Origin of the sequence: Streptomyces sp. NPDC088354 (assembly GCF_044753585.1) — a bacterium.
GTDB lineage: Bacteria > Actinomycetota > Actinomycetes > Streptomycetales > Streptomycetaceae > Actinacidiphila.
The window spans coordinates 1-13,759 of record NZ_JBIVNJ010000079.1; the positions used below are offsets into that span (position 1 = coordinate 1).

Below are 13,759 nucleotides of genomic sequence, written 5' to 3' on the forward strand. Positions count from 1 at the left end.
ACGCCACCAGCACCGGCCCCGCACCGCCGTCCTCGGGCGCCTCCCACACCCGCGGCGTCGCCGTCATGTACAACCGCCGATCAGCAGGAATCCGCACGTTGTCGTGCACCGCAGCCCACGGCTTCGAACCACGACCACTCGTACGGTGCGCCTCGTCAACCACCACCAACGACCAGGGCAAAAGTCCCGCCGCATGCGCCCGCTGGAGCGTGCCCATGCCCACCGACGCGTACGTGGCGAACACCGTCACCGTCTCCAGCCCCCGCGTCCACGCCACCAGCTCGTCCACGTCCGTCGTACACGCAAACGGCGCCTCATCAGCCCGCAGCGAACAGATCCCGTAGAACGCCCCGGTGCGGCCGCCAGCCCGCCACGCGGCCGCCATCTGCACCAGCAGATCCAGCGTGGGCACCAGCACCAGGACACGGCCCGCCCGCAGCTTCCGAGCAGTCAGAACACCGATGAACGTCTTTCCCGAGCCGGTTGCCGCGATGACCTGCGCTCGCAGACCTTGCGCGGGCATTTCCTGTCCCGGGGCCAGTTCGAGGGCGCGCATGGTCGCGTCGGACGCCTCGACCTGATGCGGCAGCGGATCCATCGTCGCGTTTTCGGACCCGGTTTCCACTACCGTCACCATGGGTTGTCCAGCTCCCCGATCCCGGGACGTGTGGAGTCCCCGTGGGGGCCTAGGTTAATCGCCGGCCCGGGTCTGTTGTGCGGGTGCGATGGCTGGTCGGTCTCCTGGACTGGAGTCAGAGGGTGTTGGGCGCGGTGCTGTCGAAGGAAGCGATCGCCGACGTCCTGGACGTGCCGCTGTCCGGTGCGCACTTCTACCGGTCCGCGCACGTCACGGTCGTCGCCACTATCGTCACCCTTTACCTGCGCGGCGATGCGGCCCGATCCGATCACGGTGGCAGCCGAGCTCACCAAGAACGGCGAGCTCACCCGGGCGGGCGGCCAGCCGTATCTGCACGACCTGGTGCAGGCCACCCCCTCGGTCGCCAACGCCGAGCACTACGCGCACATCGTCCGCGAGCGCGCCGCGCTGCGGGACCTGATCACCACGAACCTGACCGCGACCAACCAGGCGATGCGCGGCGAGGGCACCGCCAGCGAGATCATCGCTTTCCAGCAGCAGGCCCTCCAGGCCGTCTACGACGGCGGCGACGACGACGGCATGGACCTGCTCGGCCCGGCGCTCGATCTGTTCCACGACGACTACGACCGTCGCGCGGCCAGCGGCGGCGCGCTCAGCGGGGTCTCCACCGGCTTTATGGACCTGGACTCCCTCACCAACGGGCTCCAGCCCGGGCAGCTCGTCGTCGTGGCCGGCCGCCCCGCTATGGGCAAGTCCACCCTGGCCATGGACTTCATCCGCGCCTGCTCCCTGGACAACCGGCAGCCGTCGGTGTTCTTCAGCCTGGAGATGGGCCGCCTGGAAATCACCCAGCGCCTGCTGGCCGCGCAGGCCAAGGTGCCGCTGCACCACATCCGCAACGCCACCCTGCCTGACGAGCTGCGCCAGAAGGTCAACCTGTGCTCCGCCGACCTGGTCGACGCCCCACTGTGGATTGACGACTCTGCGGGCCTGAACCTGCTGACCATCACCGCCAAGGCCCGCAAGCTGCGCGAGAAGGGCGACCTGAAGCTCGCCGTGGTCGACTACCTGCAGCTGGTGCAGTCCGGCGCGGCCCGCCGCCCGGACAGCCGGCAGCAGGAGGTCTCCGAGATCTCCCGGAATCTGAAACTGCTGGCCAAGGAACTTCAGATCCCGATCGTGGCGCTGTCCCAGCTCAACCGCGGACCCGAGCAGCGCGCCGACAGGACCCCGGCCATCTCCGACCTGAGGGAGTCGGGTTCCATCGAGCAGGACGCCGACATCGTGATCCTGCTGCACCGCGAGGACGCCTACGACAAGACCTCGCCCCGCGCCGGCGAAGCCGACCTGATCGTGGCCAAGCACCGCAACGGCCCCACCGCCATCATCACCACGGCCTTCCAGGGCCACTACAGCCGGTTCGTGGACATGGCCACCGGCTACTAACCCCGCCCAGGAAGCCCCAGGCGGCCCGCTGGCAGTCGATCGCCGATCGGTCGTCCTGGCTCAAGATCGGCCGCCAGCGGCCTACGCAGACGATCACCACGACTACCCGGAAGGAGCCCCGACAGTGGGAATGTTCGAGGACAGCCTCGACAAGGCGTTGCAGGGCGCGTTCACTCGCCCGATCCCGAAGTCCGCGCAGGCGCAGGTGCGTTACCTGGTCAAGCAGCTCAAGGGCACCCGTGCGGCAGCCGAGTTGCTCGGGGTCTCGCAGCGGACAGTGGAGCGGTACGTCAAGGGCCAGCTCAAGCGGCCCCGTGCCGACCTCGCCGCCCGGCTGGAACGCGAGGTGAAGCAGCAGTGGCAGCCGCAGGTCCGGGCGAAAGCGAAGCAGGCCGCGGCGACCACCGGCGGCGTCGTCATCGACACCCGGGCCCGCTTCGGCTTCACCGCCGCCCCCGGATCCACCGACGACGCCCGCCTGCGCCTGATCACCCAGGCCCTCCCGCCGGCCTACGCGGCCCGCCTCTTCGACGCACAGGACGCCGGCGCGAACGAACAGCAGCTGCGTGCGATCGCAGCCGAGGGCCTGCAGGAGATCTACTTCCGCGACCGCGGCCGACGCGCGGCGGGCCTGCAGGTCGAGTTCACCGACATCGACTACATCGACATCGAGCTGTAACTGCCGGGCAGGCGCGGGCGATGGTGGTTGCCATTAACGAGAGGCAGTACATATGTTCTATTAATTGAGTTCGGGCGCGACACGATGGGACCGGTGGTTGGATGTAGGTGTCCGGCGGTGGCGCGTGTCGTTGGTCAGTCAGCAGACCGCGGACGTGATGACGGGCGGCCGCGGCATATGGAGGGGTGCCCGGTGAGTGACCGCAGCACGATCGAGTGGACCGAGGCGACGTGGAATCCCACGACGGGATGCGACCGCGTGTCGGCCGGCTGCGACAACTGCTACGCGCTGGCGTTGGCGAAGCGGCTGAAGGCGATGGGGGCGGCGAAGTACCAGAACGACGGCGACCCGCGGACGTCCGGCCCGGGCTTCGACGTGACCATCCACTCCGACGCCCTGGACATCCCGTACGGCTGGAAGAGCCCGCGGACGGTGTTCGTGAACTCCATGTCGGACCTCTTCCACGCCCGGGTGCCGCTGGACTTCGTCCGGCAGGTCTTCCAGGTCATGGCGGATACTCCGCAGCACACCTACCAGGTGCTGACCAAGCGGGCGCGGCGCCTGCGGCAGGTCGCGCCGAAGCTGGACTGGCCGGACAACGTCTGGATGGGCGTGTCGGTGGAGTCCGAGGCGGAACTGGCCCGCGTGGACGACCTGCGACTGGTGCCGGCCGCGGTGCGGTTCCTGTCCTGCGAGCCACTGCTGGGCCCGCTGGAGGGACTGGACCTGGAGGGCATCGACTGGGTCATCGCCGGCGGCGAGTCCGGACCGCGCCACCGCCCGCTGGACGAAGCCTGGGTGACCGGGATCCGCGACGCCTGCCAGAAAGCCCAGGTGGCGTTCTTCTTCAAGCAGTGGGGCGGCCGCACTCCGAAGGCCGGCGGCCGGAAGCTGGAAGGCCGCACCTGGGACGAGATGCCCCAGCGCATCCTGGCACGATGACGCTCCGGCAGTCGGCCTCCAGGCGCGGCCACCCCGGCCGCGCCTGGAGGGCTCCGGTCAGGCTGGTGCTGCCGGGTGCACGACCAACTCGCGGATTTTCTTCTCGCCCACCCCGGTGGTGGGGGTCCGGCCCTCCTTGTGCAGGTGCTTGACGGCCTTACGAGCGGCCGGGTCGGTGACCTGACCGTAGTAGGTGCCGAAGAGCTCCAGCGTGTAGTCGACTAGCTTCACTGGACGCCGGGCCTGCTGCAGGACCGCGTCGAGATTCGCGGCCATTACCGGCACCGCGGCCTTCTCCAGCTCGGCAGGGTTCGGGCGCAGCACCTCAACGCTGGAGAACAAGGTGTCCGGGTTGTCCTCGCCGTCCTGCAACTCCAGTGTCTTCCACCACGCGTCCCGGGCCCGGGCCAGGGCATCACCGAACACCCACAGCCCGTACGGGCTCCGCGTGGCGAAGACCAGGTGATACACCGGCTTGCGGTGCGGGGCCTTGGTGACCGGGACCGACTGCACGAACATGCCCGTCTGCTTAGCCAGACGGCGGGCGTACTCTGCCGCCACAGCCTCGGTCGCATGATCCTTGTCTACGGTGGGATCGGAGAAGTACTCACGCCACCAACGCCCGCCACATACCGCGTCGAACCGCTCCAAGCTCTTCTCGTTGCCCTTCGGCGACTTCACATGGCCGCCCAGCCGCCACACCGCCATCATGCTGAAGTTCATCAGCAGCTCCGTGGCTGGCCACCCCTTCGGTCGGCGTTGCGCCAGCACCTCCACCAGCCGTTCCATGGGCAGACATAGCCCACACGGGTCCAGAAACAGGAACAGGGGCAGCCCCTGGGCCTGGCGCACCACATCATCCAAGACGTCGTCGACCTCGCCACGGTGCGCTTTGGCGCTGACGCCCTGTGCCTGATAGCTGTTGACCACCGACTCCAGCCGCTGGAACGACTTGGGTGCTTGCTCGACAAAGAAGCAGGAGAGGTCCAGGTTCCTCGACCGGTGATGCGCGGCCACTTGCAGCGCGATCTCCGCCGACCCCGGCTCGCCGTTCTCGTAGCGGCCCTCGCCCGCGTAGCCATCCAGGTAGACCACGCGGCGGTTCTGAGACTGTGAGCCGGTCATTCCGCCGAACGGAGGAATGTAATGGCGCAGCAGCTCGTGCTTGAACACACTCGGCAGGGCCTTGCCCTGCCAGTAGTCCCCACTTGTTCCCGTTGACACGATCCCCCAGGATGTGATCCATCAACAACTCCCGCACTGATGCTGAACCACCCGAAAAGACTCGACAAGAGCGCGAAGCGTTCCCAGGTGAAGTCTCTGCAGAATTGAGAAGAATGTTCTAAGGCGTCCCTCTTCTGTGGACTGTCTGGGACGACTTCTCCGGGCCTGAGCCGTGCACGGGTGCTCGGCCGCCTACCAGATTGCGGATCCCCTTGCCGATGCTCGCAACAGCTCGGCCCCGGCAGCCCTTTGGACGATGATCCAGAGATAGGGTGGGCGTCTTCCCGCTGAACCTGCTCGGAGGTGCCGTCGCCGTGGCTGACAGCTTTGTTCACCTGCACAATCACACCGAGTACTCGATGCTCGATGGTGCGCAGAAGCTCAAGCCGATGTTCGCTGAGGTGGCCCGTCAGGGCATGCCGGCCATCGCGATGTCGGATCACGGCAACATGTTCGGGGCGTACGAGTTCCACCAGGTGTCCAAGGGCTTCGACGGCGTGAAGCCGATCGTCGGCATCGAGGCCTACGTGGCGCCGTCGTCCCGGCACAACCGCAAGCAGGAGTTCTGGGGGCCGGGCGGCCGGCGGGCGATGTCCGATGACGGTGAGGGCTCCAAGGACGTCAGCGGCGGTGGCCGCTTCACCCACATGACGATGTGGGCGGAGAACGTCGAGGGCCTGCGAAACCTGTTCTATCTGTCGACCGAGGCCTCCTACACGGGCCAGTTCCCCTCCGGCAAGCCGCGCATGGACATGGAGCTGATCTCCCAGCACGCTTCCGGCATCATCGCCACGACCGGCTGCCCGTCGGGCGCGATCCAGACCAGGCTGCGGCTGAACCAGTACGAGGAAGCCCGCCAGGTCGCCGCCTCCTACCAGGACATCTTCGGGAAAGAGAACTACTTCCTGGAGCTCATGGACCACGGGCTGTCCATCGAGAAGGAGGTCCGCGACGGGCTGCTGCGCCTGGCCAAGGAGCTGAACATCCCGCTCCTGGCGACGAATGACGCGCACTACGTCCTGGAGGACCAGGCCGACTCCCACGACAACCTGCTGTGCATCGGCGTCGGCAAGAACAAGGACGACCCGAACCGGTTCAAGTTCCAGGGCTCTGGCTATTACCTCAAGACAGCCGAGCAGATGCGCGAGCTGTTTGCCGAGCTGCCCTCGGCTTGCGACAACACGCTTCTGATCGCCGAGCGGATCGGCTCCTACGACGAGGTCTTCGACTACGTCGACGAGATGCCGCAGTTCCCGGACGTCCCGGACGGGGAGAGCCAGGAGTCCTGGCTGCGCAGGGAGGTCGTCAAGGGCCTGGCGATGCGTTACGGCGACCCGATCCCGGACCACGTCATGGAGCGGTTCGAGACGGAGATGTCTGTCATCGGCCCCATGGGCTTCTCCTCGTACTTCCTCGTGGTCGCCGACATCTGCAAGTACGCCCGCGACAACAAGATCCCTGTCGGCCCGGGCCGTGGATCGGCGACCGGCTCGATCGTCGCCTACGCCACCCGCATCACCGAGCTGTGCCCCCTGGAACACGGGCTGCTGTTCGAACGCTTCCTGAACCCCGAGCGCATCAACCCGCCGGATGTCGACCTCGACTTCGACGACCGCCAGCGCGACCAGATGGTCCGCTACGTCACCGACAAGTACGGTGACGAGTACACGGCCATGGTGAACACGTTCGGCAAGATCAAGGCCAAGAACGCGATCAAGGACAGCTCCCGCATCCTGGGCTACCCCTACGCCCACGGCGAGCGGATCACCAAGGCCCTGCCACCGGACGTCATGGGCAAGAGCATCCCCATCTCCGGCATCTTCGACCCGGAACACCCCCGCTACGGCGAGGCCGGCGAAGTCCGCCAGATGTACGAGAACGAACCCGACGTCAAGAAGGTCATCGACACCGCCAAGGGCGTCGAGGGCCTCACCCGCGGCACCGGCGTCCACGCGGCCGCGGTCATCTTGTCCAAGACCCGCCTCACCGACCGCATCCCGCTGCACATGCGCGCCGCCGACGGCGTGAAGATCACCGGATTCGACTACCCCTCGTGCGAATCCATGGGCCTGATCAAGATGGACTTCCTCGGCCTGAGGAACCTCGGCGTCATCGACCAGGCCATCCAAAACGTCCGGGAAAACCGCGGCGTGGACCTGTCCACGGAGAACATGCCCCTGGACGACGAGAAGACCTACCAGCTGCTCGCCCGCGGTGACACCTTCGGCGTCTTCCAGCTCGACGGCGGCGGCATGCGCACCCTGCTCAAACTCATGGAACCCACCCGGTTCGAAGACATCGCCGCAGCCCTCGCCCTCTACCGGCCCGGCCCCATGGCCGCCAACGCCCACACCAACTACGCCCACCGCAAAACCGGCCGACAGGCCATCGAGCCCATCCACCCCGAGCTGAAAGAAGCCCTCGAGCCGATCCTCGGCACGACCTTCCACCTGCTGGTCTACCAAGAGCAGATCATGGCCATCGCCCGCCAGCTCGCCAGCTACACCCTGGGCGGCGCCGACCTGCTGCGCCGCGCCATGGGCAAGAAGAAGCCCGAGGTCCTGGCAGCCGAGTGGGAGAAATTCCACGGAGGCATGAAGGGCAACGGCTACTCCGAGCCGGCCATCAAGGCGCTGTGGGACGTCATGCTGCCCTTCTCCGGCTACGCCTTCAACAAGTCCCACACCGCCGGCTACGGCCTAGTCTCGTACTGGACCGCCTACCTCAAGGCCAACTACCCGGCCGAGTACATGGCCGCTCTGCTCACCTCCGTCGGAGACGACAAGGACAAGGCAGCCGTCTACCTCGCCGACGCGAGGAAGAACAGCGTGCGCGTCCTCCCCCCTGACGTGAACGAGTCCGTGGCAGAGTTCACCGCCGTCGGCGAAGACGTCCGCTTCGGCCTCAAATCCGTGCGCAACGTCGGCGACGGCGTGATCGAGGCACTCATCTCCGCCCGGAAAACCAAGGGCAAATTCGCCTCCTTCCCCGACTTCCTCGACAAGGCCGACATTGCCGCGCTCAACAAGCGGGCCGTGGAATCCCTGATCAAGGCAGGCGCCTTCGACTCCCTCGGCCACACCCGCAAGGGCCTGACCGGAGCACACGAAGACGCCATCGACGCCATCATCCCCGTCAAAAAGGCCGCCGCCTTCGGCCAGGACGACCTCTTCGCCAACCTCGTGGGAGCCGACGACGACACGCCGGCTTTCGGCCTGGACTTCCCCATCGGCGAAGACGAGTGGCCCCGCAAGCAGCTCCTCGCCACCGAACGCGAGATGCTCGGCCTCTACGTCTCAGCCCACCCCCTGGATGGGGCCGAACACATCCTCAGCGCCAACCGGGACACCTCCATTGCCGAGCTCATCGGCTCAGGTCGCACCCAAGGCGACGTGAAGCTGTCCGGCCTGATCACCGGCGTCACCCGCAAGATGACCAAGCAGGGCAACCAATGGGCCATCATCAACCTGGCCGACCGGGACGGAACCCTCGAGGTCCTCTTCTTCCCCGCCGTCTACCAGCTGGTTCAGCACGCCCTGATCGAAGACAGCGTTGTCACGGTGAAGGGCAAGGTCGAAGACCGCGACGGCACCATCAACATCTTCGGCAGAGAACTGCAAACCCTGGACGTCTCCTCAGCCGAACACGGCGGTAGGCCCCCCGTCCAGCTTCAGCTGCCGCACTACAAGGTCAGCGTCCCGGCCATGTTCGAGCTCAAGCGCATCTTCTCCGCACACCCCGGAGACTCCCCAGTGCACCTGCGCGTCAACAGGCCAGATGGGACCACCGTTTACGCCGTGCCGACACAGGTGAACGCCGACTCCATCGCCTCCGACATCAAGGGCACCTTCGGCCCCGACGCCTGGCTAGGCGTCGCGTGACCTCTTCCGACGCGGAGATCTCGCTACGTCTCGCCGACACACCACCATGCCCGCGCTGCGCCGGCGAGACGCTGCTCCAGGCGTGCTTCCCGCACGCCTGGATGAACGCCCGCGGCAAAGAGGTCCGGGGCTTACGGGAAGCCGTACTGTGCCCCGGATGCGACCGGGGGGAACCGGCAGCTGACGAGCTCATGGCGCTGTTTCTCGTGGACGGACAGCTCGACTTACATAACGCGCCGACGTTCGCCGAACTGGCCCACGCCTGGGCCGCGTCCAAGCGTCTGCAGACAGCCAGCATCGAGGCCATCGCCCAGGAGGAAGAGCTCTGGCGCCAAGGCGACCTCTAGCTGCACGTCGTCCTCCGCCAGCCGTTGGACACGCTTGTCAGCGCTTCTCCTCCGAACCAGGGCGGTTGCAAGTTCCGGGATCGCGCAGATCGTCCGTGGCCGACGGGAGTTGACGCGGCAACAGCACAGGCACGAGACCGGTGATCATCAGGGTGTCTACGCCAGCTGATCACATCCAGGTCCCGTGCCTGCCGCTCCATCCTTCCTGATGCCTGCCGTCCTGGCGAAACTGGGCACCCTCCACGAGCACGACGCTGGCCGCCTGCGCGCCCACCTCCGGCGCGTGCCCGACCCGCGTTCGCGTCGCGGCCGGTGGTATCCCCTGGTCGGCCTGCTGCTGATCTGCGCCTGCGCGGTCGTTTCCGGCGCCCGGACCATCACCGAGATCACCGAATGGGGACAGCGCGCCACCACCACGGTGCTGGAACAGTTCGGCATCCGCCGCCACCTGCCCGGACGTCGACGCGCCCCGTCCCATGCCACCCTCACCCGGCTCCTGGCCGCCATCGACGGCGATGCCCTGGACGCCGCGATCGGCGCCTACCTGGCCGAACGCGACCACACCGACGTCGCAGGCGGCTCGGCGCCGCGGCCGGCGATCGCGGTGGACGGCAAGGCGCTGACCGGCTCCGCGCACCGTCAGCAGCGCCACCGGCACCTGCTGTCCGCCGTCACCCACGCCCCCACCATCACCCTGGCCCAGCGGGAGGTAGGAGCCAAGACCAACGAAACGGCCGCCTTCCGCCCCCTGCCGGAACCACTCGATCTGACCGGCACCGTGGTCACCTTCGACGCCCTGCACAGTGCCAAGGACCAGGTGCGCTGGCTGGTGCAGGAGAAGAATGCCCGCTACATCGCAGTGATCAAGGGGAACCAGCCGGTCGCATCGGCCCAGGTCAAAGGCCTTCCATGGCAACAGGTTCCCGTGGCGCACACCGTCTCGGGGGCCGGGCACGGGCGGCGGGAGTCCCGCTCGGTCAAGACCATGGCCATCGCTGAGAACCTGGGCGGGATCGCCTTCCCTGAAGCACGGCTGGCCTTGCGCATCCACCGGCGCCGCCAGGAGTGCGGCAAGCGGCAGACCCGCGAGACGATCTACGCCGTCACCAGCCTCGATACCCACCAGGCCAGCCCCGCTGACCTGGGCGGATACGTCCGCGGGCACTGGGCGATCGAAAACTCCAGCCACCACATCAGAGACGTGGTGTTCGCCGAGGACGCCTCCACCGTCCACACCGGCAGCGCGCCACGGGCGATGGCCGCTCTGCGGAACCTGGCCATCGGCAGACTGCGACTGCTCGGAGCGGACAACATCGCCAAGACCACCCGAGCGATCCGGGACGCACCTGAACACGCCCTCTGGATCTGGGGCATCACCGACAGCCCACTCCTACCCGGAACTTGAAACCGCCCTGCGGTAGGTGCGGCTCAGGCCATCACCGATCGGTGGCCACATCGAACCGCGCGAGCTTCTCGCACACGAGCATGACATGACGGCGCTTATTCACCCATGGAGACACCATCTCGGCGTCTTGGTAAGTGAGCTCGGCAGCTTCAGGCCCTATTTCTATAGCCAGCGCGTCCCGTTGCTCACGCCACAGCGTGAACAGTCGCTCGGTTCGGTCGAATACTCCACTCTGCTCGATTTTCTTCGTGAGCGTTAGGCCGGCGGCACGAACGAGAGGTGTCCAGTCAGCGACGCCTTTTGGTTTTTCGGGATTCCAGTCGAGTACTTCCGTGACGGTGATGACGGCACGTCCTCCGGGGGCGAGGATCCGAGAGACCTCTCCGAGCACCGCCGTGCGGGATTCCGCAAATGGCATCGAGTCAACCATGATGACGCCGTGAGCGGACTCCGACGGAAGACCTGTTGCGTCGAGAAAACCGAGACGGAAAGTTGACCGCTCAGCTATATTGAACGACTTCGCTGTTTCGGCCGCCTGTTCTACGGCGACTTTACTATGGTCGATCCCGATCAACTCACAGTTCAACGCCCGCGCCATCCAGCACCCAGGGCCACCTTGACCGCATCCGATGTCGACCAGGATGGATCCTGGGTTCAAGCGTAGTTCAGCGACCATATCCCCCAGCGTGCGCCAGGTGCAGTCGCTCAGCGGTGCGGCCTCCCGGGGAAATTCTCCCCGATAGGCCTCCTCAAAGGTGCGGAGCCATAGCTGACTTCCCCATATACCCCGAAATCTGACGTCAAATTCCTCGGGCGGTGGCTTTGCCATACTGAATCATCCTTTTAAAATTCGATCAGGCGGGAATTCGGTTCGGTTCCTAGCCATCTTTCGAAAACTCATGAAGGCTGCTCAAAGAACTAATTTTCCATACTGGACTCCTCATGAGCCAGCCAGGCGTCAAGAGAAAACCGATGGCTATGAGCCACAGAGCCGACCTGCAGCCAATCAACGTTCCGGCCGTCCCGCCGAGGATCGATCCTATCGGTCGACTTCCCCAGGTGAATACCCGTGTGGAAGCACGGGTGCGAGCCCGCAGCCAAGGTGGACAGGCGATCTGCTTGAAACTACTGGTTACCACGTTGGACAAGACCGTTCCTAGCCCCAGGCCAAAAGCTCCGACGGCATAGAGGAGCGACCAAATTCCACTACCGGCCAACGGAACCAGCACGCCGCTCCCCGCTCCGACCAGCAACCCCCAGCGCAGGACCGTTCCATCGCCGAATGCGGAACACAGCCTGGGTGCCACTATGCCACCCACGACTCCAGCAATCCCCGGGACTGCAAGGAACAATCCTGCTTCCTGACTAGCCACGTGTAGAATACGCACGATGAAGATCAAGGAAAGAGCTTGCTGCGCAGCCATCAAAATATTGAAGCTCGCAGCCTCTATCGTGAGCGACCGAAGCGATGGATTTTCGAAGATGAATCTCATGCCCTCCTTGATATCGGAACTCAGGTTTTTGCGAGGTCGAGGATTTCTCGCTTCTTCGGTCAGATCTTCTCCCGACAGCAGAAGCGCTGAAAGTAGGAAGCTGAGAGCATCGAGGACGAGAGCTACCGGCGCAGTCACCAGCTCGGCTAGATAGCCACCGATGGATCTTCCGAACAGGCCAGCTGCGGTGTCTGTGGCCGTCGTTCGACCATTCGCCAGATTGAGTTGATCCTTGGGTACGACAGCAGGAATTCGGGTTCCGTAGGCGACTTCGAAGAACACGGTCAGAGTTCCCGAGACTCCACAGACTACGAACATCTGGACCGCACCAAGAAAATGGAGGGCGGCGGCAACGGGAATAGAAAGGAGGAGAGCAGCCCTCCCGATGTCTCCAATAACCATGACTGGGCGCTTTGGCAAACGTTCGACAATGGCACCGGCATGCAGGCCGAGCAAAAGCCAGGGGAGATCGGAGACCGACGCGAGAAGCCCCACCTCTAGGGTCGAGAAATGCAGATAGACGACCGCCACCAGGGGAAGGGCCACGATGGTGACCGCACTCCCGAGTTCGCTGATTGTTCCACTGCACCAAAGTCGGACAAAAGCCCTGTTTTTCGCAAGGATCCTGATGTCGTTTGACATTTTTGGAAGACTAGGGCACGCGGTGGCGCGGATGCAATACGAAGTTCAGGTGGGCCGACGACGACCAGAAGCATGAGGCATGAATCCTCCTCTCGTCGTCTCCGGCTGATGACGTGAAAGCCGAGGTTGAAGCTGGAAGTCCAAGCTCCAATTAAACTAAAAAGTCCTGCTCAATGTGTGGTTGCGGCAAATGGTTGAGGCACTCTTTACTGACTTCGGCTTGTCAGGGTGACGCTGGATCGTTGAGGGTCAGGCCGGTGCCTGCGGGCCGCTTGAAGCAAGTGCGTCCCGCACCGGCCACCCCTGCCCGCGCCGCCGCTGACATCAGCGCGAGTTGCATCGTTCGCGCCGCCTGTCGCCGAAGGGGGGTCTGTACGGTCTTCGGTGTAACTCCCGATCAAGGAAGAACACCTGATGAGCGACGTGACTGCCTCTGCCGAGGCGGTTTAAGAGGTCCGGCCGGTCGAGCTGTCGGCGGACGTACTGGACGACCAGTTGATCGGGCAGTTGGTCGACCGGGCCCGCGCGAGCGGGCTGCAGTTGACCGGCGAGGGCGGGCTCTTGCAGCAGCTGACCAAGCGGGTGCTGGAGTCCGCCCTCGAGGGCGAGATCACCGATCACCTCGGCTACGACAAGCACGACCCGGCCGGCGCCGGCAGCGGGAACTCCCGCAACGGCGTCCGTGCCAAGACCGTGCTGACCGACGTCGGCCCGGTCGAGATCGCAGTGCCTCGGGACCGAGAGGGCAGCTTCGAACCGCAGATCGTCAAGAAACGCCAGCGGCGGCTGACCGGCGTCGACGAGATGGTCCTGTCCCTGTCCGCTCGCGGTCTGACCCACGGGGACATCTCCGCCCACCTGGCCGAGGTCTACGGCGCCAGCGTGTCGAAGACGACGATCTCGACCATCACCGACAAGGTTATGGACGGCATGGCCGAATGGCAGAACCGTCCCCTGGACCGCGTCTACCCGGTGATCTTCATCGACTGTGTCCACGTGAAGGTCCGGGTTCTGTCGACGATCTTGTGGTCCAGATCGGGTGAGGGCTCATCGTGCGAGTAGGACTCGTTTGCGAAGAAGGTCGAGGCCGGCTCGGCCGAAC

Annotated in this window: 10 protein-coding genes and 1 pseudogene; 7 read left to right on the forward strand and 4 right to left on the reverse strand. The window is 65.4% G+C overall.

Annotation, left to right across the window (positions count from 1 at the left end; translation table 11 throughout):
* Window positions 1-637 (reverse strand): DEAD/DEAH box helicase family protein (locus tag ACIP98_RS40690; protein ID WP_401981680.1); only part of this gene is annotated, 637 nt, incomplete at its 3' end.
* Window positions 638-889: 252 nt separating this feature from the next.
* On the opposite strand from ACIP98_RS40690, the gene dnaB reads away from it, so the two are divergent.
* From dnaB to ACIP98_RS40705, 3 genes are all read left to right on the forward strand, one after another.
* Window positions 890-2,044 carry a replicative DNA helicase gene (dnaB, locus tag ACIP98_RS40695; RefSeq protein WP_401981682.1) on the forward strand — a complete coding sequence of 385 codons (1,155 nt, stop codon included), beginning with the start codon at window positions 890-892 and terminating at the stop codon, window positions 2,042-2,044.
* Between the two features lie 130 nt (window positions 2,045-2,174).
* Complete coding sequence (gene tpg, locus ACIP98_RS40700; RefSeq protein ID WP_401981698.1) at window positions 2,175-2,723, forward strand: telomere-protecting terminal protein Tpg; 549 nt, start codon at window positions 2,175-2,177, stop codon at window positions 2,721-2,723.
* A gap of 192 nt (window positions 2,724-2,915) precedes the next feature.
* Window positions 2,916-3,665: a DUF5131 family protein gene (locus ACIP98_RS40705; RefSeq protein WP_401981683.1), complete on the forward strand. Its 750-nt coding sequence runs from the start codon at window positions 2,916-2,918 to the stop codon at window positions 3,663-3,665.
* A gap of 57 nt (window positions 3,666-3,722) precedes the next feature.
* Here the strand turns inward: ACIP98_RS40705 and tcmP are convergent, their stop codons facing one another.
* Window positions 3,723-4,838, reverse strand: coding sequence for a three-Cys-motif partner protein TcmP (gene tcmP, locus ACIP98_RS40710; protein ID WP_401981684.1), 1,116 nt, complete (start codon window positions 4,836-4,838; stop codon window positions 3,723-3,725).
* 365 nt (window positions 4,839-5,203) lie between these two features.
* Between tcmP and dnaE the strand changes: the two genes are divergently transcribed.
* From dnaE to ACIP98_RS40725, 3 genes are all read left to right on the forward strand, one after another.
* Window positions 5,204-8,770: a DNA polymerase III subunit alpha gene (dnaE, locus tag ACIP98_RS40715; protein WP_401981687.1), complete on the forward strand. Its 3,567-nt coding sequence runs from the start codon at window positions 5,204-5,206 to the stop codon at window positions 8,768-8,770.
* Window positions 8,767-9,117: a DUF6300 family protein gene (locus tag ACIP98_RS40720; RefSeq protein ID WP_401981689.1), complete on the forward strand. Its 351-nt coding sequence runs from the start codon at window positions 8,767-8,769 to the stop codon at window positions 9,115-9,117. Before dnaE ends, ACIP98_RS40720 begins: the two co-directional genes overlap by 4 nt.
* Window positions 9,118-9,301: 184 nt before the next feature.
* A complete protein-coding gene (locus tag ACIP98_RS40725; RefSeq protein WP_401981692.1) occupies window positions 9,302-10,522 on the forward strand; it encodes an ISAs1 family transposase in 1,221 nt (406 codons plus the stop codon).
* Between the two features lie 31 nt (window positions 10,523-10,553).
* On the opposite strand, the gene ACIP98_RS40730 is transcribed toward ACIP98_RS40725, so the two are convergent.
* Together ACIP98_RS40730 and ACIP98_RS40735 are read right to left on the reverse strand one after the other, a co-directional pair.
* Entirely contained in the window at window positions 10,554-11,351 is a 798-nt protein-coding gene (locus ACIP98_RS40730; RefSeq protein WP_401981693.1) for an SAM-dependent methyltransferase, read from the reverse strand.
* A 49-nt stretch (window positions 11,352-11,400) separates the two neighbouring features.
* Window positions 11,401-12,657 carry an MFS transporter gene (locus ACIP98_RS40735; protein WP_401981696.1) on the reverse strand — a complete coding sequence of 419 codons (1,257 nt, stop codon included), beginning with the start codon at window positions 12,655-12,657 and terminating at the stop codon, window positions 11,401-11,403.
* A gap of 468 nt (window positions 12,658-13,125) precedes the next feature.
* Between ACIP98_RS40735 and ACIP98_RS40740 the strand changes: the two are divergent.
* A pseudogene (locus ACIP98_RS40740) lies at window positions 13,126-13,665 on the forward strand (transposase); the annotation flags it as partial.
* Between the last annotated feature and the right edge of the window lie 94 nt (window positions 13,666-13,759).